Genomic DNA, 20,478 nt, shown 5'->3' with positions numbered 1-20,478 from the left:
TGCAATAACTGCGTTAAAACTTAGTCTCGTCCATTTTTGTTATTTTCAGTCAAAACCGTTGTGATATGATACTCCAATATTTAACCCAGGAATTTGAACATGAAGTAAACAGCACGCGCAAACTGCTGCAGGCGATTCCGGAAAAGGACCTGGGCTATAAACCTTCGGAACATTCCTGGACGATGGGTGAGCTGGCACAGCATATTGCCACTATTTACTATTGGTATGTAGGCGCACTCACCCGGGACGTTTATGATTTGGCTGCTGATAATCTTGAACGGGGCGATACGAATGACATCAAAGCTACCCTGGCGCTCTTTGAAAGCAATGTAGAAAAAGCCAGAACTGCGTTGAATTCGCTTACCGAGGAAAAGTTAAAAGACAACTGGACCATGAAGGTAGGGGACAGGGTGGTTCTTGGCCCCATGCCCAGGGGCATCGTGGCGCGCGGATTCCTTTTCAACCATATTTATCACCATCGCGGTGAAATGATCGTTTACCTTCGTGCAACAGGGAATAAGGTCCCGGGTATGTACGGCCCCACGTATGAAGACAGTAAAAAAGGTTAAGTGCCGGCATGAAAGATATTTTCAGACGCATATTAGCCGGAGAAGCCATCCCGTTTAACAATCCCGATTATTACAAAATCGGGGAAGCCTGCACAGAAACGAAAAAGCTTCTGATAAAGCTCAATAATGTAGTGGAGACAAGTGCGAGCAGGCGCTTACTGGCGGAAATAACCGGCTCGGCGATAGATGATTCCACAACGATTTTCACGCCTTTTCAAATCAATTATGGAAAGAATACCAGGATAGGAAAGAACGTCTTTATCAATTTTAACTGCACGTTTCTTGATCTGGGAGGAATTACTATCGAAGATAACGTGATGCTTGCTCCGAACGTAAGCTTGCTGACCGAAGGGCATCCTTTAGCCGCCGGTGACCGTCAAACCCTGATTGCCAGGCCCATTCATGTTAAGAAAAACGCCTGGATAGGTGCGAATGCAACTATCTTGCAAGGAGTAACAATCGGGGAGAATGCAGTAGTGGCAGCCGGCGCGGTCGTTTCAAAAGATGTGCCGGACAACGCGGTAGCGGGAGGGATACCTGCCAAGATCATTAAAACGATTTGAAACGAAGATATCTGACGTACTTTTTGCATATAAATCATAAGAAAATGGAATTCAACCCGGGCAATAGTATTGTTAAGCTGTGTATTCAGGGCATGAACATGGAAGAAAATGGAAGACCTGAAGAAGCAAGCCGGCTTTTTCTTCAAGCATGGAATGAAGCTACCGACGATTTTGAAAAATTTATTGCTGCTCATTATGTGGCCCGACATCAGAAAAGTGTTTCCGATCAATTAAAATGGCTCGAAACAGATTTGCATTATGCATTGAAAATAAATGATGACGCGGTTCAGGGTGCATTTCCTGCGCTGTATTCAAACATAGCCAAATGCTATGAAGAATTAGGTGACCATGACAGCGCAAAAAAGAACCGGGAATTAGCAAAAGAATTCCGGGACAAACCGTCTGACAAGGGCCCCTTTTTTCACGGAACGAAAGCGGATTTGCAGGTTGGTGATTTGCTGACAGCGGGGGGCAAGTCTAATTATAAGACTGAACTTATAATGAACCATATTTATTTCACGGCCCTGCTTAACGGAGCCGGACTCGCTGCGTCATTAGCTAAAGGCGACGGACCTGAACGTGTGTATATTGTTGAACCGACAGGAAGCTTTGAAAATGACCCGAACGTGACTAACAAAAAATTTCCGGGCAACCTGACACGTTCTTACCGCAGCCCGGAACCTTTAAAGATCGTCGGCGAAATTACAGACTGGATAAAACAAACACCCGAAGACATTCGAAAATGGCAGGAAAAACTGGCAAATAACAAGGGGGAAATTATTAATTAGTCGGGTAATGTCAAGGCAAATTTACAACAGGACCATCAAAATTGATGGAATTGATCTTTTTTACCGGGAGGCCGGCGATAAAAAGAACCCATCTCTGCTGCTTTTACATGGATTTCCCACCTCATCAGTAGCTTTCAAGAACCTGATGATTGCTATGTCCGATCAGTATCACCTAGTCGCCCCGGATTATCCGGGTTTCGGCTTCAGTGAATTTCCCGTACCAGATAGCTTTGAGTATACGTTTGGGAGCATATCCTCTTTGATAAACAAACTAACCGAGGCAATAAACTTAAATAGATTCTTTATTTACCTCCATGATTACGGCGCACCCATCGGGCTTCGATTATGCGTAAATCACCCCGAAAAGATTGCCGGTATTATTGTCCAGAGCGGCAATGCATATCGTGAAGGTATGGGCCCGGAATGGGACGAATATATTGACTTTTGGTACCACCCAACCACTGAAAAAAAGAAAGAACTGATTAAATTCTTAAGCGCAGAAGGTATAAAGAATCAATATTTCGGCGGCCTCCCCGAAGAAGTAGTATCCAGGGTCAGCCCGGAACTGTGGATGCTTGATTGGGAATTCCTGAAGAGGCCGGGCAATATCGAAAGGCAATTTGAATTAAATTGTGATTTCAAAACTCACCTGGAAATGTTCCCCGTGTACCAGGAATTTTTCCGCAATCACCAACCACCCGCCCTGGTCATCTGGGGAAAATATGAAATATTTTTCTCCGTAAAAGAAGCTCCCTGTTATAAACGTGACCTGCCCGAAGCACAAATCCACATTTTAGACGGAGGGCACGACGTGCTGGACACTCATTTTGATGAAGTGCTGACGCTGATAAGAGATTTTCTGGAAGGACAAGGTGCTTAAAACACATATTGCCGTTTAAGGAACGAAGGCTTAAAAAGCGGGTCTTATCGTTCTTCGATTGGTAAAGATCAAATCGGAGAACTGCTTTCTAAAATAGAATCTAAAATTATTGACGAAGAACCGGAAGTACAAGTACAATAGACAGGGAATTGAGCAGGCGTCGTGGAATGCGCCCTGTATACAGGTCCATGACCCTTTTGGCAATACCCTGTTGTTTCCGGAAAAGGCAAAAAAGTAACCTAGCCCAAAACACGGGTGAAGTATGCGCTTGGGTTGCGCTTCGAAATAAAATAGAACCTACAACGGTACGCCCACGTTATGTTTACGATTATTTTTCCCGCCGGATGGCGAGCTTTTCATTAACCTTCATACCTCACAATTTTTAGGTGAACAATGCCTAAAACCCTACACACACAAACCTTCGGGTTAATCGAGGGTACCAAAATTATCCAAATAAAAGGTACCCTCAATAGGTACCCTTTTTGGCTGTAATACTTTGTTTTTATCTGGTAAGCTTTTTTGCGGAAACCGTTAAGAATGAACGGTTTTATACGAAAAAAGCCACTCATGATGAGTGGCTTTGCGGACTGGACGGTACCGTAAGTGATCCCGCTGGGGCTCGAACCCAGGACCCACGCCTTAAAAGGGCGTTGCTCTACCAGCTGAGCTACGGAATCTTAAAAATATATCCCCTTTTTTGTCGGGGACTGCAAAGGTACGATCTTCTGTTTATTTTACCAATAAAATTACTGGTTTTGTTTTCGTTAATGCCCTTAGGATACTGTTAATCAGGGAAAATATATCTATAGGTGCGGTGTTTTTTTCCGGGCGACCCGCCGGTTGCTACGTGCAGCGCCTGCATTTTGGTGTTGAAATCGCCTACCCAGGAAAGCTCGGCTTCTACGTACTTATGGGAGGGAATGGTATAGTCCTGGAGCTTTTTTACCAATACGGACTCGAGGCCGTGATTCTGGAATTTTTGCTTTACGCCAAGAACGATGATGCGGATGCGGTTCATCGTGCCCTTTCGTTTGTAATAGAGGAAGCGGAGTTTTTCCCAGAGGCCCATTTTTCCGTTGAACTTTTTGATGATCTGATTGACGTCGGGAAGACAAATAATGAAGGCCGCCGGTTCATTCTTGATGGTAGCGAACCATACAAGGTTGGGGTCCATGATGGGCTTCATTTCGTGGAACTGTTCGTAGAGGGTTTCCTTTGAAATAGGGGAGAAACTGTCAAAGTTCTGCCAGGCGTCATTGTAAATTTCCTCGATGTCGCTGATGTGCTTGTCCGCCTTTGCGGGGTTGAAGCATTCGAATTCGTAGCCGGGTTTCTTCATTACCCAGTTAGCGATCTTCGAGAACCGGTCGGTGAAGGGAATGGTGATATTAATATGGGTGGTTTCCTGGTCGTAGAGTTTTTTGAAGCCGTAATCCTCGAAAAGCGCCTGGTAATAGGGCGGATTATAGCTCATTCCGAAGGACGGGTGGGTGAAACCCCAGGTAAGCAAGCCCCAGAATTTATCGTTCTCGCCAAAGTTGATAGGTCCGTCCATGGCTTTCATTCCGTGGCCGGCGAGCCAGTCTCTGCAGGTGTCAAAAAGCATACGGGCGGCCTGCGGATCATTGATGCATTCAAAGAAGCCTGTCCCTCCGGTAGGCTGGGCCGGGAGCCAGGCCTTTTTTTCATTGATAAATGCCGCTACGCGGCCTATGGGATTATTCTTGTCGTCCTTTAATAACCACCTGGTCACGATCCCATGCGAATGATAGTTGTTCTTTTCCGGGTCAAAGACGGCTTCGATCTCCGTATCCAGCGGGCGTACCCAAACAGGGTCCTTTGCATAGATCAGGGAGGCAACTTCCAGGAATTCCCGTTTTGACCGGGCGTCTTTTACTTCGATTATTCGCATATTCGCTAACTAAGCCCCAAAAATAGCAAAAAATGAATGGGGATATAAAAGCCCCTGCAATCTGCTGTTGCCAGGGGCTTATTATGGTTTGTATCACGTATGCGGGTTACCGGTGATCAGTAACGATCATCGTCATCGTATGAATCAAAATTATCCAATTCATCAAAGTCTTCTTCGAACTCAAGATCGAAGTCGTCATCGTCATCATCAAGGGCCCGTTTCTTCCAATTTTTCGTTTCCTTGCTGGTTACAGGTTTCATTTTTGATTTTTTGCTATCTCCAGAAGCGGGTCCCTTGGTCACGATCTTCCTGGCGTTTTTTTTAGGCGTTTTCATTACCTCTTTCAATTAGCTTTAGCTTACATGAAGTTACAAATGTTATGGGTATTAATTCAAATAAAAATTTCAAAAATTTTCAGGTTGCGGGGGTAGAAGGTTTAGCTTTCTGCCTGAATTCCTATTTCGTTTTCCTGGGGTTGAATGTCTTTTAACTTGGGCAGGTCTTCCAGGCTTCCGAGCTTGAAGTAATCCATGAATAACCGGCTGGTGGTATACAGGATGGGACGGCCTGGTGCGTCGCTTTTGCCTGCGATCGTGATCAGATCTTTTTCAAGTAGCTTTTGAATACTGTAATCACAGTTGACGCCGCGTATCTGCTCCACACCTACCTTGGTGATAGGCTGCTGGTAGGCAATGATTGAAAGCGTTTCCATCGCAGCGTTCGACAGTTTCTTTTTATTGTTTTGCTGAAATAACACACTTAAGGTACCGGCAAATTTATTCTTTGTAAGGAACTGGTAACCATTGTCTATCCGGGCCAGCTCAAAAAAGAATTCGTCTTTCCGGTACTTTTCCCTGAGCAATGCGATTTGTTCTTCGATCTGCCCCGCCTCGTATTCCTGGTTAAAGATCATGTTCAGGCAAGTGCTTATCTCCGAAGCAGTAATGCTTTGCTCTGATGCAAAAATAAGCGCTTCAATATGTTGATGCAAGTACTCCACGATTCTTTTTGCAAGATTTAAATTTCTTTGGAAAATACCTCCGGGAATAATTCCACTTTTGTGGAAAAGTCGGGGTTGACAGCGGATACATGGGCGGGTTCAATTCTGCACGATTCAACTTAGTAATCGATCACTTGTTCTTCCATGAGGGCGGGCATTTCCCGGTACTCGTACTGCTGATTGCGAAGTTGCGGAATGAATCCTGCTTCCCTGATGGCTTCCTGTATGCCGCTGGAAGTAAAGCGGTGAGGCGCGCCGGCGGCGGACACTACGTTTTCCTCGATCATAATGGAACCAAAATCATTGGCCCCCGCATGAAGGCAAAGCTGGGCCACCTGTTTGCCGATGGTGAGCCAGGAAGCCTGTATATTCTCAATATTCGGCAGCATGATGCGGCTCAGGGCGATCATCCGGATGTATTCATCGCCTGAAATAGTGTTACGAATGCCGCGGATCTTCCGGAGCAGGGTGCCGTCATCCTGGAAAGGCCAGGGAATGAACGCAAGAAATCCTTTGGCGGAAGCAGGTTTTTCGGCCTGTACCTCACGGAGCCATACCAGGTGTTCGAAGCGCTCTTCGATGGTTTCCACGTGGCCGAACATCATGGTAGCCGACGTGGTAATGTCCAGCTGATGAGCAGCGCGCATAACATCCAGCCATTCCCTTCCGCTGCATTTTCCTTTGGATATCAGCCGGCGTACGCGGTCATTAAGTATTTCCGCCCCGGCGCCAGGCAAAGAATCAAGCCCTGCTTCCTTTAGTGCGCTAAGTACTTCGGTATGGGAGAGTCCGTCCAGCTTGGCAATATGAGCAATTTCGGGCGGGCCCAGGGCATGCAGCTTGATCTGCGGATAAAGTTGTTTCAATTCCCGGAAAAGGCCGGTATAAAAGCGGAGGCCCAGTTCGGGATGATGGCCGCCCTGCAGCAGCAACTGTTCCCCTCCGTAGCGGATGGTTTCGTCAATTTTCCGCTTATAGGTTTCAATGTCAGTAATGTAGCTTTCTTCGTGGCCGGGCCGCCGGAAAAAATTGCAGAACTTGCAATTGGCAATGCAGACATTGGTCGTATTCAGATTACGGTCAATGATCCAGGTAACGTGCCGGCTGTTTTTCTTATGGATATCCCGGAGCGCGTTCCCTGTATAAACAAGATCGGCCGTAGGGGCGTTATGATAAAGCCACATACCTTCTTCCAGCGAAAGAAAGTCCAGCTTAAGCGCACGCTCCAGAAGTTTTGAGGTTTCCATGTGTACAAAGATAAAAATTCTATTTTTGTTGATATGATACATTTTGAACGTTTTATATTGGACAACGGATTAAAAGTGCTGGTGCATGAAGATCCGGCTACTCCAATGGCTGTATTGAATATCCTGTATAATGTAGGGGCGCGTGACGAAGATCCGGAGAGAACAGGTTTTGCGCACCTTTTTGAGCATTTGATGTTTGGCGGATCGGTAAATATCCCGGCTTACGATGAGCCGCTGCAGCGGGTGGGAGGGGAGAATAATGCGTTTACGACCAATGATATAACCAATTATTATATACAAGTGCCGGCCCTGAATCTTGAAACAGCCTTCTGGCTGGAATCGGACCGGATGCTGAGTCTTGCATTTTCTGAAAAGAGCCTGCATGTGCAGCGCAACGTGGTTATTGAAGAATTCAAGCAACGCTACCTGAATCAACCGTACGGAGATGTCTGGCTGCAGCTCCGGCCGCTGGCTTACCGGCAGCATCCCTATCGCTGGGCCACCATCGGCAAAGAGATCAGTCATATTTCCGATGCTTCCATGCCCGACGTAAAAGCTTTTTTTAAAAAATACTACCAGCCCTCCAACGCCATATTAGTGGTAGCGGGGATGTACGCCTTGCGCAGGTAAAAGCAATGGCCGAAAAATGGTTCGGCCCGATCTCCTCTTGCGGCCTGTCCGCGCGGGAGCTGCCAGCTGAACCCAGACAGGCGGAAGCCCGCAGCAAAACCGTCCGGGCGGACGTGCCTGTGAGCGCTATTTATAAAACCTGGCACATGAGCGGGCGGAACGATGCACGTTTCTATACGGCCGATCTTATTTCAGATGTGCTTTCAAGGGGTACCTCTTCCCGCCTTTATCAGAAACTGGTGAAGGAAAAACAATTATTCAGCGATATAAACGCCTACGTGATGGGAAGCATGGACCCGGGCCTTTTTGTGGTGGAAGGAAAGCTGATAAAAGGAACCTCTATGGAAGCTGCCGAAGAAGCTATTGCTGCCGAACTTGAATTGCTTGCCAGGGAAGAAGTGCCGGAACGGGAGTTTATCAAGGTAAAGAATAAGATCGAATCGACGCTTGTGTTCTCTGAAATGAACCTGCTGGACAAGGCCATGAACCTGGCGTTTTTCGAGCTTCTTGGCGATGCCGGCGAATACAATAATGAAATGCGGAAATATGCGGCCGTGACCCGGGAAGCCATCCGGGAAGAAGCGGCGGAATTGTTCCGCCCCGAAAATTCTTCGACACTGTACTACCTGGCGAATTGAAGCTTGCCAAGGCGCGCCGGTACAAATGAGGCCGGTATGATTAACATGATAGATCAATTTGTAAATTAATTAAAGAAACAGAATGCTCAACAGGACGCTTGCCCCTGAAAATAATCCCTTAAAACCCATTCAATTATTAAAACCCGTCCGGTCGGAACTGAAGGGAGGCGCCCGTTTGTATGTTATTGACGGTGCGGACGCGGATGTGGTACGGATAGAATTCATTTTTCCGCATACCGGCTGGGAAGCGGAACAGCCCCTGGTGAACAGGGCGCTGGCCGGCATGCTGCTGGAAGGCACCGCTAAACATACTGCCGCTGAGATAGCGGAGACTATTGATTTTTACGGCGCCTTTCTTAACGCGGATAACGGCGCGGACCATACGATTGTTACCCTGCATAGCCTTAACAAACAACTGCAGCATACGCTTCCCCTTGTAAAGGAAGTGCTTACGGAAGCAGTATTCCCGGCGGCGGAGCTGGAGGTATTTAGCCGGAACAGCCTTCAGAAATTGCAGGTTAGCCTTGAAAAGAATGAATTTCAGGCCCGAAGGGCGTTTAATGCGGCGGTTTTTGGCGGGAACAGCCCTTATGGATATTCCGTGGAACCGTCGGATTTTGAAAAGATAGACCGCCAGGCGCTGATCAGGAGATACCATGAGCAATTCAGTCCGGCTAATTGTATTATTATCGTTTCGGGGAAAGCCGGGACATCCGTTCCCGCGGAAGTAGAGCGTCTTTTCGGAAACGGTGACTGGCCTGCAATGCCGGTGCCCGCTTACGAGCCTGTTTTACAACCCGGCCTTCCCGGGAAATATCCGGTGGAAATACCTGGCTCCCTGCAATCGGCTATCCGGATTGGGAAGCCGGCGATAACCAAGGCTCACCCCGACTATGCGGAATTGCAGGTACTCAATACGGTGCTTGGAGGATATTTCGGTTCGCGGCTTATGGCAAATATTCGTGAAGATAAAGGCTATACCTATGGTATCGGCTCCGGGCTTCATTCCTTCAGGAACAGCGGCTTGTTCTTTATTGCCACGGAAGTAGGCGCAGAAGTACGCGAAAAGGCGCTGCAGGAGATTTACCTGGAAATGGACCGGCTCAGGAATGACCTGATACCCGGAAAAGAACTGGACCTGGTCCGTAATTACCTGCTGGGAAGCTTTTTAGGGAGCCTTGAAAACGTGTTCTCTCATGCCGACAAGCTGAAGAACCTGCTGCTCTCAGGGCTGGACTATACGTATTACGATCGTTATTTTGAGGCCATTCGCGACGTGAAGCCTGAACGGCTGCGGGAACTTGCCGGCAGTTTGTTTTCGGATGGATTCTACGAAATAACGGCGGGATAACTTAACACTAGCCCGCCGGCGGCAGGAAATGCCGGTCGAATTTTTGTTTTGCCGTTTCCGCAATAAGCTGGTCATTGTGAAGCAGCATGCATTTGAAGTGTTTTTGCGGGCAAGCCGGAAGGCCGAAATTGGTGCAGGGCCGGCAGGGAAGCCCGTTTATTTCGGCAATATAACTGTCGGTACTCAGGTATGGCCATACGCCGAAATGCCGGTGGGACGTACTGCCCCATATAGAAATAACCGGCTTGTCAAATGCCCCTGAAATATGCATCAGGCCCGTATCATGCGCCATTACCAGCGTGGATTGCCGGAGCAGCGACACTGATTGATTCAGGCTGAGCTTGCCGCATAAGGAAATCACGTGGCTGCCTGCATGTTCCAATACTTCCGCGGCAGCGACCATATCTTCCGGCCCGCCTAACAACACCATCGGCCGGGCAGTTTCCCTGCAGATAGTAATGATCTTTTCCACAGGAAGACGCTTGGTAAAATGTTGCCCGCCGATGACAAAAGCAATAAACCCGCTGCGGTGGCTTTCGGGCAGTATGGTTAAGAATACCTCGTCTTCAGGCCCCACGAAATAGTCTACTGGTTTTCCGTCATTCAGCACCCCCAGCGGCAGCACGGAGGCCAGATTCCTTTCCACAATGTGAAGGTCCTTAGGCAGGAGATCGATATGGAAATTATTCATCAGCCATTTTTCTACGGAAAGCTTCCGGAAAGTTAGTGTTTTCCGTTGCAGGGCCCATCTGAGGAGGTAGGAACGTATCGTTTTGTGAAGGTCGATTACATAGTCGAAACGTTCGGCCCGGAAGACGCGGATCAGCTCCTTTAGATTGTCGTCAAAGAAGTGCAGGCGGTCAATATAGGGGTTATGTTCCAGTACTTGCCGAAACTTCTTTTTGACGACGTAGTGGATTTCGGCCCCGGACAGCTGTTGTTTTAGACAGCGGATGACAGGCGTGGTCAGCACGATATCGCCGATAGAGCTGAAGCGGATAATAAGGATCTTAGCTGGCTTGTTCAATTCCCGGAAGTTACATGAAGGTTGTCGCCCTGGTTTACGGGCAGGCCGTTGAGCCACTGCTGTTTCCTTTGAAGGTCTTTGTCCAGTACCAGCAGGTTGGCCCTGGCTCCTTCCTGTATGACCCCTATGCGGGTTTCCATCTGCATAATAGATGCGGGAATGGAAGTGGCTTTAGCCAGCGCTTCTTCCAGGGTACAGACACCCTGTTCTACGCAATTCTTTATAGCATGATAGACGGTGATGGAGGAGCCGGCAAGTTTTCCTTCTTCGTTAATGAACTTCCCATCCTTGTTGTATACGGTCACTCCTTCAAATTCGAAATGATCAAACGGGTAATCGATGAAGGTGCAGTCCGAAACAAGATACAGGCGGTCTTTCAGGAGGCGCTGGGCGATCTTTACCGCTTCGAAATCCACATGCACCCCGTCAGCGATAATGGCCGCCCTGATGGAAGGATGGGTGAACGCCGCGCCAACAAGGCCGGGTTCGCGGCTGTTGAATTGCCGCATGGCATTATAAAGATGGGTAACCAGTCCGATCCCTTTGTCGAAATAGTGCATGGCTTCCCGGCATCCGACCATGGAGTGCGCTACCGCTACCCGCATGCCGCTTTCGAGCAGTTTCTCCAGCTGGCGCTCGGTGAAAAGCTCCGGGGCAATGGTAATGACGCGTATGACGTCTTTTCCTTCCGAAATGATATCATCCAGGAGCGCGTCATCCGGTTTGCGCAGGAGTACTTCCTTGTGCGCCCCGCGTTTTTCCGGATGAAGGAAGGGGCCTTCCAGGTGCATCCCCAGTACGTTCCCCGGCAGGCGCTGCATGGCTTGCCGGACAGCTGAAATAGACTTAAAGATCGTTTCCGGCGGCGCAGTAATGAGCGTTGGCAGCCAGGAAGTGACCCCGTACCTTAAATGAGCGCCCGAAATACTTTCAACGGCCTCCGCAGTAGGTTCATTGGAAAAATAAATGCCGGAACCGCCCATCACATGAAGGTCAATGAGCCCGGGAACCAGGTAATTTCCCTGCAGGTCAATAACTTCGGGGACGTCGCCCGGCACATCACCGGCTGTATATGAATGACCGTCGCCGGCCCCGCCCGCAGCGCCCTGTCCGCCATTGGCAACCGGGCCTGCCGGTTCTGCGTCGCCGGCCCTGCCCGCAGCGCCCTGCCCGCCATTGGCATCAACCCGGCCTGCCGGTTCTGCGCCCCCCGGAAGGCCTGTCCGGGCGGGCGTTGTACGCACTATTTCGCCCTTGTCCACCCATACCCAGGTATCTGCGCTAAATGTTTTCCCATCGAAAACCTGCCCGTTGATGAATACTTTCATTTTATTGCCTTTTCTCTTTTGAGTTTAAACCATGTCGCTGCCTGTTCAAGCGTCAGGGCATTAAAGCAGGCGCTTTTCGGGAGCCCGCCTTTTCTCGCCGCCAAAACCCCGTATTGCATATCTTTCAAACCTTCCTTGCGGTGTGCGTCAGGGTTGATCGCGATCATTACCTGCTTTTGCAGGGCGTATTGTATCCAGCGCCAGTCGAGATCCAGGCGGAGAGGATTGGAGTTCAGCTCGATCACCACCTGGTTGGCGGCGCAGGCATCAATCACTTTTTCGTGGTCAATATAATAGCCCTGCCTTCCCAGCAAAAGGCGGCCGGTAGGGTGCCCCAGGATGGTAGTATATGGGTTTTCGATGGCGCTGATCAGGCGGCTGGTGGCCTTTTCTTCGGTCATTTTAAGCTGGGAATGCACCGAGGCGACGACGAAATCAAAGCTGGCCAAAATCTCATCATTGTAATCCAGGCTGCCGTCATAGAGGATATCGCTTTCAATCCCTTTGAAGATCCTGAAGGGAGCCAGCTTGCTGTTCAGCAGGTCAATCTCTGTCTGTTGCTGCTTTACTCTTTCTTCGGAAAGCCCCCCGGCATAAAAAGCGGACCTGGAGTGATCGCAGACGCCGAGGTAATCGTAGCCATTCTGTATGCATTGCAGGGCCATCTCCTCCAACGTATGAATGCCGTCGCTGTAGGTCGTATGGTTATGAAGGCAGCCCTTCAGGTCTTCGTATTCCACGAGGCGGGGAAGCTGCCGGCTGGCCGACCAGCTCACCTCCTGCAAACCTTCCCGTAATTCAGGTACAATATAATTAAGGCCCAGGCCCTGGTAAATTTCCTGTTCGCTTGCCGCTGTGCGGTAATTTTCGAGGGAATTTACCTGTCGCAGCTGTTCCAGGTGTACGTTACTTCCGGTGCTGCACAATAAGCGGTAGGGGAATTCTTCTTCGGGAACAAAATGTATACAAACCTTCATGCCGCTGAGTGAATAGCCGGTCCAGGTTTGACCGTCCAGGCCGGGGGGCGTTTCCCTGAACAGGCCGCTGGTAAAAAGCCGCTCTGCTAGCAGGGTTTCTCCACCGGCTGCCGAAACCAGGAACTCCACACAGGTCAGTACTTCGCTGCGACGCCTGAACTCCCCGGTGGGGCTCAGCTGCTTCAGCGCTGCCTGGCCGCAAAGCCAGTTCTCCAGTTCCAGGCCGAAGGCGGCGGCAGCGGAGTAATGGAATTTCCCCTGGTTGTTCATGGTGAATTCGAGCAGCTTTTTGATCTCTTCCTGCGTTTTAATTCCGAATCCTTTTGCTTCTACCAGGCGGTTTTCGTTACAGGCATAGTAAAGCTCGCCGGCATTGTCTATGCCCAGCTGCTTCCATAAGATTTGTAATTTTTTTGGCCCCAGGCCTTTAATGGAAAGAAGTTCAATAATTCCTTCAGGTGTTTCCGCCCGAAGGTCTTCCAGCTCGCTGATCTTCCCGGTCTCGATCAATTCCACGACCTTCCCCGCGGTGCTTTTTCCGATCCCTTCAATCTTTTCCAATTCGTCTGGGTTCAGGCTGCTGATTGTTTGCGGAAATTTATCTATTTTTCGGGCTGCATTGGACATGGACCGCACTTTGAACGGATTGACATCGTGCAGTTCCATAAGTTGCGAAAGCAGGCGCAGGGTCCGTGCAATGATCTTGTTCTCCATTAACACAAAAGTAATAAAGCAAAATGAGAATGCTTCTCCTTTTTGGGCTGGTTTTGAGTATAAGCGGCGCATGCGCCCAGGAAACCTACAGAAATCCGCTCCCGGTTGCCTTTGGCGATCCTTTCGTTCTGTATGATACCAGCGACGGAAATTATTATATGTACGGGACTGGCGGCGGCGCAAAGGACGGCTTTTCGGCCTATGCTTCTTCTGATCTGGTCAACTGGGAATATAAAGGGCAGGTATATCATGGAAATACGGAAGATTCCTGGTGCATCGGCGCTTTCTGGGCGCCCGAAGTGTATAAAGTGAAGAATAAATATTATCTCTTTTACAGCGCGCAATGGCGGGATAATCCCACTGCTGAGCTGGAAAATTTCCGGATAGGGGTGGCCGTAGCCGATAAGCCCACGGGCCCTTTTAAGGACATCCGGAACGAGCCGGTTTTCGACCCGGGATATCCGATCATTGATGCCAACGTATTTTTTGACGATGATGGCAGAATTTACCTGTATTACTCCCGCTGCTGCTACAAACACGCGGTGGAAAGCGAAGTGGCTGACTGGGCGAGGGAAAAGGGCTGGTATGACGAAATTGAAGAAAGCTGGGTATACGGGGTAGAGCTTCGTCCCGATTTCAAAGGGGTAAAAGGGAAGCCCCGCTTATTGCTTCGGCCGCCGGTAAAAATGGACGACAAACAGGCGGAATGGGAAAGCCGTTCGGTGACTTCTCATGAGGTGAACCGGCGCTGGACCGAGGGCTCCTATACGTTCAAGCGGGGCGATACTTATTATATGATGTACTCTGCCAACCATTTCGGCGGGCAGAATTATGCCGTTGGCTATGCGACTGCGACCTCTCCGCTGGGCCCTTACGTAAAAGCAGCCAATAACCCGGTGCTGGAAAAGAATACTGCCATCGGCGGGAATGTGACCGGGACCGGCCATAACAGCATTACTTATTCGCCGGACGGCACGGAAATGTTTTGCGTTTACCACGGCAGGACAGCCGCTACGGGCAACGAACGAATGGTGTTCATTGACCGGATGGAGATACTGGACGACGGCAGCCTGGTGGTGCATGGCCCCGTTACGACGCCCCAGCCGCCGCCTTCAGGCCTTTAAATGGTGGCGATCCGGACGTTGGAGATATTGTCTCCATAGATCTTTTTGTAGGCTACTTTCTTTTCAATGGCTTCAATTACGGGAGTGATAAAATCCGTCTTGTGAAGCTCGGAAGCGTTGCCGAGGCCGCCCGGGCTGAAGACGTTTATTTCCATCAGCTTATTGCCCACGATATCAATCCCAACGAGAAACATTCCGTCCTTGATAAGCTTGGGTTTCACGGATTCGGCAAGTTCCAGCATGGTATCGCTAATCTGCCCTTTGAACGCTTTTCCCCCGCGATGTATATTGCTTCGTATATCTCCTTCTTTCTGAAGCCGGTTTAGCATGGCTATTTTGCCTTTTACTTCAATAGGGGAACCATTCATCAGGAACAGGCGGATATCGCCCTGCTTTGCTTCTTCAAGGTATTCCTGGCCAACGACATAACCATCGCGGCTGATGGCTTCAAACATTTGATTAATATTGCTCGCTTCTTTTTTAGTGACCAGGAATACGTTTCGCCCCCCGGAACCCTGGAGGGGCTTCATCACCATTTTGTGCCTGGTTTCTTCGAAGAAGGCTTTAATGTCCTCGACGTTCCGGCTGATGATGGTCTTTGGCCGGACAATTTCCGGGAAATGCTGGAAATACATTTTATTGATCGCCGTGGAAAGGGCCTGCGGGTCGTTTAATACAATGACGCCCTGCTTGACCGCCATTTGACTGAATATCATGCCTGCGCTCTGCGCCCATGAGCGTTTCTCTATATCTTCCGCAGGGTCGTTCCGTAACATCAGTACATCCAGCCCCGCTGAAGTGATCTTTTCCTTAGCGGCACTTTTTACCCCATCCATGAAAGTGGCCCTCGTATTGAATTTCTTGTCAGGGACCTTCCGTGCATGAGCCCCTACCTGTTCGTCAGAATAGTAGGCCAGATCGCCCACACCCATGTAATACACTTCATGACCTCGCTTATGGGCAGTCCAGGCTAAACCTGTAGTGGTAAAGTTGGGGTCTTCTTTTTTTACCTGGTTAACGATGAATCCTATTTTCATTACCCGATCATATTAAATATGGTGATATCTTTTTTTAGTATTTCGGTCTTTTCACGGAATTCCTTTTCCAGGTAGCGCGGGCGAACAGGGATAGGCTTCAGCAGCTTCCGGTGAATGAGTTCCTCGACAATGGGCAGGTAATCTTCCTGTATTTTCCCGATCAGCAGCGGTTCCAGTTCCCGGCCTCCGCGGATATATTCGAGCAGGTTGAGAAAACCTTTCAGGTACACGGCGTCTTTGGTGAGCCCTCCTCCGCGGAAGGCGCGCATAGTGGTAGTAAATGCGTTTTTCGGCGGAAAGTGGTATTTGCCCCTCAGCAGGTGAAAAGTTTCTACGAAGGAATGCCCCGTCACCATGTAGTCGACGGCAACTACACGGGCGGCGAGCGTCCTTAACCGCTGGTTGGTAAGGCCGTCCATGATGTATTCGGCCAGCACGGCAAGGCCTTCCTGCAATTGCTCGTAACCCGGGACCCCGGTATAAAAAAGCCGGAAGGGCTGGGCCTTGCCGTTGTAATAGGTCACGATATGTGTCCCCACTTCATGCTGGATAAGCCCCTTTGCGCGTTCCCGGCTCACTTTGAATTCATCGCTGATCCATAATACCCCCCGGGAAACGAGAATGCCTTCAATGTCTTCGCGGATATGTACCTCGCTCGCCATATCGGGACATTGCTTTTGAAGGTACTTTAGCTCCGCCCGCGCCATGGCTGCGAATTTCTCGGCTGTCAGAAACTTTTTTTTCGGGTCGTCTCCGGGAGGCGGAATCGCCACCAGCAATGCTTGTGCGGTTTCTACCAGGTGATCGTCAATTCTACCGAAAAGTTGCAGGCTGCTATGCATGAAATCGGGCTTTTCCCGTTCGGCCATCATGTTCAGCATCCGGTCAATCTCCTTGCGTTTATCCCGGAACAAGAATGCGATAGTTGGATCCGATATTTTTTCGATGGGCAGGTTGTACAGCTTGCGCTTGATCAGTTCCGGATCAATGGGCATTGGCCGGTAGTGAAACACCGGGTTTTTCCGGAAATCACTTTTTTCAAACGCCTTCCAGGCTTCATCCAGATTCACAGGAGTGACCAGGAAGAGGAAGTTGAACTGGTTGCTGTATCCTGCCAGTTCCTTGTCGATATCCCAAACAATGTCTTCAATCACCGTTTTTCCCAGCATTTCAAAATGAGAAGCGTTATGGGAAGTGTGGAGGCGGATAAATTCGAAAAAGGTTTTCCGGACGGCTTTTCCAAACGCTTTCCTGAGTTCGCGAAGGAAAAGCGGGTAGGACCTGCCGGTGTCGGGATTTATGTAAATGGGCTTTATTTCAAGCCCTACCATAATAATTTCTGAGCGTTTAGCCTGCTTTTTATTCAGCACCGGTGAAAAATATGGCGGCGCCGGAGATCCGCCCTCCTTCAGAGAAGCGCTGAGACGGGTTCTTCCGATGCGTATGGCATCCAGTTCAGACTGCAGGCTTTCGGCAATGCTCTTAGCTCCTTCGTGATTAAAATGAACGGTGAAATCATCAGCGTCCTTTTTATCGGTAACCCAGACTTCCAGCAGCATAAAGGCCCCGAAGCGGTCGGCAAGCTCCTGGCTGAGTTCGTTTACCAGGGCGGAAAGGTCAGAGGACCCTTCGGCCATAAGATAAGAAGATTCGGTTTTTCCGAGTTGCAGGGTAAACAGGTCTTTTTCATCCGGCGGCATCCTGTAGACCAGCAAAAAAGGAACGGGGCTGTCCATATTGATGATACCGCCCCCGGGCAGCTTCACGTGGACCGGTTTATCCTTTTTCAGCCTGTTCAAAATGCGTTCGCCTATTTTTTTCTGCCCTGTCTCCATCGTTTATTTACTCCCTGTTAATTCCAGTTGTTCTGCCAGCTCATCCATCGTGAAATTCAGGGCTCTCCGGATATCCCGAAGATGATAGATATCCACGATACCCGTGAATTCGTCCATGAATGTCTTTTTGAATTCGATGGATAGTACGAAGCCGAACGCGCCGTAGTTCCGGTTGATCCACCTGGAAAATTCCCCGCCTTTGAATTTGATATTTTCCCGTACATCGGGTGTTTGCCCATTGATCTTTGCGCCGGAAAGGGTCTGGATGAAGTGCCGGGTAAGCTCGCTCCAGCGGGGATGGTTATGAGCGGTGCCTATGTTGATCTCCGGGTTGTCGGCCTCGCTGGCTTCCGCAGCTGTCCCTTCACGCCGGTAATTGTAGGTGTGCAGGTCCAGTACGACGAAATGCCCGAAGCGGTCAATGATACTGTTAAGAAGCGTTTTCATGCCCGTGTAAAAAGCATCATAACTTTCCAGGGAGCGGTTTATCAGCTCCGGGGGAAGCGCTTGTTTCCAGACATTCAGCCCCCAGGCATCCTCCGGCCGAAGGTACACTGCTTTTTCACGCGGTCTGTTCATATCCGTTTCAAACCGGGAAATATTCACTATTACCCGGCTGCCGGATATTTCCGAAAGAAAGTCCGTATAAGGATCTTCCTCCCTGCTGCGCTCATGTTCTTCCAGGTTCATATAGGGGAGCAATTCCTCCCTTATCATATGTCCCTCATGGATAGCTGCTGTAATAACCGGTGATTTGCCTTCCGCAATAACAAATGGCTCCATGGAAATTACAAGGCTACTTCCATGCCAGTTTTTATTATATTTGCTGCCGGGGCCAGGATCTTCCCTCTGTAAACCGGCAGGCCCGAGGTACTCCGGTGCGCGGAGCTTTCCTGAAGTCAGGGGCATTCCCGCAAGGAATAGCAGGCGCCGGAAAAAGGAACGTTAGCTCAGTTGGTTCAGAGCACTGCCTTGACAGGGCAGGGGTCACTGGTTCGAGCCCAGTACGTTCCACACTAAAAGCCCCGGTATGGGGCTTTTGTTGTTTGCGGCGGTTCGCTATATCTTAACGTTCACCTGATCTCTATCTCAAAGGGGAGCAGGGCCTGGACGCCGGAAAGGCGGGGGAGCTGCTTCAGCGTTTCAAAATACCGGTAATTTTCACCAAGTTCCTGTTTTACCATCCAGGTGCGGATATTTCCGCCCATATTGTTCAGTAATTCTTCCAGGGGGCCTTTTTGGGAAGGATACTCAATTACCCGGTAATTTTCTGTGCCGGCCATGCCGGCTGCTATTTCCAGGGCGTCCCGGATGCCGCCAAGAGTATCAACCAGGCCTGCTTCTACCGCCCCTATGCCGCTCCAAACCCTGCCCCGGGCAACGCTGTCCACTTCGGGAAGCGTCATTCCACGGCCCTTGGCGACATGGCCGGTAAAGTCCGCATAAACATCATTGATGTACTCCTGGACAATGGCTTTTTCACCGGGAGTCAGGGGACGGGTAATGGTTCCCAGGTCTGAATATGCGCCGGTTTTTACGCCATCGAAGGTGAGTCCTAATTTATGGTTAAAAAATCCCTGCATATTGGGAATAACGGCAAATACGCCAATGGAGCCGGTAAGGGTGTTTGGCTGGGCTACTATCTTATGGGCCGCGCAGGAAATATAGTATCCTCCGGAGGCGGCCGTATTACCCATAGAAACTACCACAGGCTTTTCTTCTTTAGCAAGACTCATTTCCCGCCAAATAACGTCGGAAGCAAGCGCGCTTCCTCCGGGAGAGTTAACGCGAAGTACAATGGCTTCTATTTCGTCATCCCTCCGCGCTTCTCTGATGGCCCTTGAAAGCCTTTCCGAACCGATCAGGAAATCACTTCCTTCTCCGCTTACTATTTCGCCGGTCGCATAAATAACAGCTATTCGCTCCGGTATTCCTTGTTTGGAGCTGCTTTCACCGGCTGCGCGGGTATATGCTCCCATGGTAACTGTCTCCATGTCGTTTTCTTTAGGGGTACCGGTCATTTTTTTTAGTTCGGCAATTACCTGGTCTTTGTATTTCAACCCGTCTATCATTCGGTAGGCCAGGGCGTCCGAAGGCTGACGCACGAGCAAGCTGTCTGCGATCAGGTGCAGGCTGTCCCTGCTGATTCCCCGGCTTGTCGCAACCGACGCCAGAAAATGCTGGTAAAGATCCTGGAGATAAGAGTTCATCTGTTCCCGGCTGGCCTCGCTCATTTGTTCTTCGGTGAAGGGTTCCACAGCCGATTTATAAGCGCCGACGCGTATTACCTGCGGTTCAATTTCCAGCTTTTCAAGCAAACCTTTGAAGAATACCACGTCGGTACTCAGGCCGCTGAAATCCAGGGCGCCTTCCGGATGCAGGTATATTTTATTGGCTACCGAAGCCAGGTAATAGGCCGTTTGGGAATATACTTCGCCATAGGCAAGAATGAATTTTCCGCTTTCGCGAAACTTTTGCAGGGCATTGCGTATTTCTTCGATGGTTGCCAGCCCTTCCGGGACATAGCTCAGATCAAGGTAAATGCCTTTTATGTTTTTATCGCTTTCGGCTTTCCGGATATTGGCAAGGATGTCGTTCAGGCCGGTGACATTCCGGACGCCGGGCAGGTCCAGCCCGGGGAAGGGGCTTTGCGGCGTTCTTTCGGGAATATTCTGATTAAAGGAGGCGACAAGCAGTGTGTTCCCCGAAAGGGTAATCGTTTCGTCCGCCGCTCCGGCGCTGAACAGCGCAGCGAGGAAGATGAAAAAGAACACCAGCAAAAGAAGAAAAGAAAAAAATACCCCCAGCATGGAGGCGAACATGAATTTGAAGAATTGCTTCATGGCAATGTAGAATTT

17 protein-coding genes, 2 tRNA genes and 2 pseudogenes are annotated in these 20,478 nt (G+C 49.7%); 9 read left to right on the top strand and 12 right to left on the bottom strand.

Translation table 11 applies throughout. From position 1 onward, the window contains the following. Positions 1-65: 65 nt before the first annotated feature. The 5 genes and pseudogenes from FRZ59_RS16185 (at position 66) to FRZ59_RS20045 (ending at position 3,038) form a co-directional block, all read left to right on the top strand. Positions 66-569 carry a DinB family protein gene (locus FRZ59_RS16185; protein WP_132129832.1) on the top strand — a complete coding sequence of 168 codons (504 nt, stop codon included), beginning with the start codon at positions 66-68 and terminating at the stop codon, positions 567-569. Positions 570-577: 8 nt separating this feature from the next. Further along, entirely contained in the window at positions 578-1,132 is a 555-nt protein-coding gene (locus FRZ59_RS16180; protein ID WP_132129833.1) for a DapH/DapD/GlmU-related protein, read from the top strand. A gap of 407 nt (positions 1,133-1,539) precedes the next feature. After that, a pseudogene (gene arr / locus FRZ59_RS19625) lies at positions 1,540-1,920 on the top strand (NAD(+)--rifampin ADP-ribosyltransferase); the annotation flags it as partial. 7 nt (positions 1,921-1,927) lie between these two features. Further along, entirely contained in the window at positions 1,928-2,800 is an 873-nt protein-coding gene (locus tag FRZ59_RS16170; RefSeq protein WP_132129835.1) for an alpha/beta fold hydrolase, read from the top strand. A 109-nt stretch (positions 2,801-2,909) separates the two neighbouring features. After that, entirely contained in the window at positions 2,910-3,038 is a 129-nt protein-coding gene (locus FRZ59_RS20045; RefSeq protein WP_225975089.1) for a glyoxalase superfamily protein, read from the top strand. A 366-nt stretch (positions 3,039-3,404) separates the two neighbouring features. On the opposite strand, the gene FRZ59_RS16165 is transcribed toward FRZ59_RS20045, so the two are convergent. The 5 genes from FRZ59_RS16165 to FRZ59_RS16150 all read right to left on the bottom strand — a co-directional run bounded on the left by FRZ59_RS16165 (position 3,405) and on the right by FRZ59_RS16150 (position 6,959). After that, a tRNA-Lys gene (locus FRZ59_RS16165) sits at positions 3,405-3,477 on the bottom strand. Between the two features lie 107 nt (positions 3,478-3,584). Next, entirely contained in the window at positions 3,585-4,712 is a 1,128-nt protein-coding gene (locus tag FRZ59_RS16160) for a GNAT family N-acetyltransferase (protein WP_132129836.1), read from the bottom strand. A gap of 116 nt (positions 4,713-4,828) precedes the next feature. Continuing rightward, complete coding sequence (locus tag FRZ59_RS18565; protein WP_158640656.1) at positions 4,829-4,972, bottom strand: hypothetical protein; 144 nt, start codon at positions 4,970-4,972, stop codon at positions 4,829-4,831. A gap of 176 nt (positions 4,973-5,148) precedes the next feature. Then, positions 5,149-5,712 (bottom strand): SMC-Scp complex subunit ScpB, encoded by a 564-nt coding sequence (gene scpB, locus FRZ59_RS16155; protein WP_132129837.1) that lies wholly within the window; start codon positions 5,710-5,712, stop codon positions 5,149-5,151. 119 nt (positions 5,713-5,831) lie between these two features. Continuing rightward, positions 5,832-6,959, bottom strand: coding sequence for a CofH family radical SAM protein (locus tag FRZ59_RS16150; protein ID WP_132129838.1), 1,128 nt, complete (start codon positions 6,957-6,959; stop codon positions 5,832-5,834). 33 nt (positions 6,960-6,992) lie between these two features. On the opposite strand from FRZ59_RS16150, the pseudogene FRZ59_RS16145 reads away from it, so the two are divergent. After that, positions 6,993-8,227, top strand: a pseudogene (locus FRZ59_RS16145) (M16 family metallopeptidase). Between the two features lie 82 nt (positions 8,228-8,309). Beyond that, the gene (locus FRZ59_RS16140; protein WP_132129840.1) at positions 8,310-9,578 is read left to right on the top strand and encodes a M16 family metallopeptidase; all 1,269 of its coding nucleotides are present in this window, start codon (positions 8,310-8,312) and stop codon (positions 9,576-9,578) included. A 7-nt stretch (positions 9,579-9,585) separates the two neighbouring features. On the opposite strand, the gene FRZ59_RS16135 is transcribed toward FRZ59_RS16140, so the two are convergent. The 3 genes from FRZ59_RS16135 to FRZ59_RS16125 are packed head-to-tail and all read right to left on the bottom strand — an operon-like array spanning position 9,586 to position 13,624. Continuing rightward, positions 9,586-10,605, bottom strand: a complete 1,020-nt coding sequence (locus FRZ59_RS16135) for a glycosyltransferase family 9 protein (RefSeq protein WP_132129841.1) — start codon at positions 10,603-10,605, stop codon at positions 9,586-9,588. Beyond that, on the bottom strand, positions 10,602-11,933 hold the full coding sequence (gene nagA / locus FRZ59_RS16130) for an N-acetylglucosamine-6-phosphate deacetylase (RefSeq protein ID WP_132129842.1): 1,332 nt from the start codon (positions 11,931-11,933) through the stop codon (positions 10,602-10,604). The genes FRZ59_RS16135 and nagA overlap by 4 nt, the downstream gene beginning before the upstream one ends. Next, positions 11,930-13,624, bottom strand: a complete 1,695-nt coding sequence (locus tag FRZ59_RS16125) for a DNA polymerase/3'-5' exonuclease PolX (RefSeq protein WP_132129843.1) — start codon at positions 13,622-13,624, stop codon at positions 11,930-11,932. The genes nagA and FRZ59_RS16125 overlap by 4 nt, the downstream gene beginning before the upstream one ends. 23 nt (positions 13,625-13,647) lie before the next feature. On the opposite strand from FRZ59_RS16125, the gene FRZ59_RS16120 reads away from it, so the two are divergent. Further along, complete coding sequence (locus FRZ59_RS16120) at positions 13,648-14,748, top strand: glycoside hydrolase family 43 protein (RefSeq protein WP_132129844.1); 1,101 nt, start codon at positions 13,648-13,650, stop codon at positions 14,746-14,748. Here the strand turns inward: FRZ59_RS16120 and FRZ59_RS16115 are convergent. The 3 genes from FRZ59_RS16115 to FRZ59_RS16105 are packed head-to-tail and all read right to left on the bottom strand — an operon-like array spanning position 14,745 to position 18,529. Continuing rightward, a complete protein-coding gene (locus FRZ59_RS16115; protein WP_132129845.1) occupies positions 14,745-15,785 on the bottom strand; it encodes a glutathione synthetase in 1,041 nt (346 codons plus the stop codon). The two genes, FRZ59_RS16120 and FRZ59_RS16115, sit on opposite strands and share 4 nt — an antisense overlap. Further along, positions 15,785-17,620 carry a peptidase MATCAP family protein gene (locus FRZ59_RS16110; RefSeq protein ID WP_132129846.1) on the bottom strand — a complete coding sequence of 612 codons (1,836 nt, stop codon included), beginning with the start codon at positions 17,618-17,620 and terminating at the stop codon, positions 15,785-15,787. The genes FRZ59_RS16115 and FRZ59_RS16110 overlap by 1 nt, the downstream gene beginning before the upstream one ends. Before the next feature lie 3 nt (positions 17,621-17,623). Then, positions 17,624-18,529 (bottom strand): N-formylglutamate amidohydrolase, encoded by a 906-nt coding sequence (locus FRZ59_RS16105; protein ID WP_132129847.1) that lies wholly within the window; start codon positions 18,527-18,529, stop codon positions 17,624-17,626. 30 nt (positions 18,530-18,559) lie between these two features. On the opposite strand from FRZ59_RS16105, the gene FRZ59_RS16100 reads away from it, so the two are divergent. Beyond that, a tRNA-Val gene (locus tag FRZ59_RS16100) sits at positions 18,560-18,634 on the top strand. Positions 18,635-18,693: 59 nt separating this feature from the next. Here the strand turns inward: FRZ59_RS16100 and sppA are convergent. Then, positions 18,694-20,463: a signal peptide peptidase SppA gene (gene sppA, locus FRZ59_RS16095; RefSeq protein ID WP_132129848.1), complete on the bottom strand. Its 1,770-nt coding sequence runs from the start codon at positions 20,461-20,463 to the stop codon at positions 18,694-18,696. Positions 20,464-20,478 lie beyond the last annotated feature (15 nt).

It is taken from the genome of Anseongella ginsenosidimutans (assembly GCF_008033235.1).
GTDB classification, from domain to species: domain Bacteria; phylum Bacteroidota; class Bacteroidia; order Sphingobacteriales; family Sphingobacteriaceae; genus Anseongella; species Anseongella ginsenosidimutans.
Note: the sequence above shows the minus strand (reverse complement) of the source record. Positions and strands in the feature narration are given on the sequence as shown.

Excerpts from the sequence above, each read along its gene's own strand:
- FRZ59_RS16185 (WP_132129832.1), top strand. The coding sequence starts at position 66 with ATGATACTCCAATATTTAACCCAGGAATTTGAACATGAAGTAAACAGC.
- FRZ59_RS16180 (WP_132129833.1), top strand. The coding sequence starts at position 578 with ATGAAAGATATTTTCAGACGCATATTAGCCGGAGAAGCCATCCCGTTT.
- FRZ59_RS16170 (WP_132129835.1), top strand. The coding sequence starts at position 1,928 with ATGTCAAGGCAAATTTACAACAGGACCATCAAAATTGATGGAATTGAT.
- FRZ59_RS16160 (WP_132129836.1), bottom strand. The coding sequence starts at position 4,712 with ATGCGAATAATCGAAGTAAAAGACGCCCGGTCAAAACGGGAATTCCTG.
- FRZ59_RS18565 (WP_158640656.1), bottom strand. The coding sequence starts at position 4,972 with ATGAAACCTGTAACCAGCAAGGAAACGAAAAATTGGAAGAAACGGGCC.
- FRZ59_RS16150 (WP_132129838.1), bottom strand. The coding sequence starts at position 6,959 with ATGGAAACCTCAAAACTTCTGGAGCGTGCGCTTAAGCTGGACTTTCTT.
- FRZ59_RS16140 (WP_132129840.1), top strand. The coding sequence starts at position 8,310 with ATGCTCAACAGGACGCTTGCCCCTGAAAATAATCCCTTAAAACCCATT.
- nagA (WP_132129842.1), bottom strand. The coding sequence starts at position 11,933 with ATGAAAGTATTCATCAACGGGCAGGTTTTCGATGGGAAAACATTTAGC.
- FRZ59_RS16125 (WP_132129843.1), bottom strand. The coding sequence starts at position 13,624 with ATGGAGAACAAGATCATTGCACGGACCCTGCGCCTGCTTTCGCAACTT.
- FRZ59_RS16120 (WP_132129844.1), top strand. The coding sequence starts at position 13,648 with ATGAGAATGCTTCTCCTTTTTGGGCTGGTTTTGAGTATAAGCGGCGCA.
- FRZ59_RS16115 (WP_132129845.1), bottom strand. The coding sequence starts at position 15,785 with ATGAAAATAGGATTCATCGTTAACCAGGTAAAAAAAGAAGACCCCAAC.
- FRZ59_RS16110 (WP_132129846.1), bottom strand. The coding sequence starts at position 17,620 with ATGGAGACAGGGCAGAAAAAAATAGGCGAACGCATTTTGAACAGGCTG.
- FRZ59_RS16105 (WP_132129847.1), bottom strand. The coding sequence starts at position 18,529 with ATGCCCCTGACTTCAGGAAAGCTCCGCGCACCGGAGTACCTCGGGCCT.
- sppA (WP_132129848.1), bottom strand. The coding sequence starts at position 20,463 with ATGAAGCAATTCTTCAAATTCATGTTCGCCTCCATGCTGGGGGTATTT.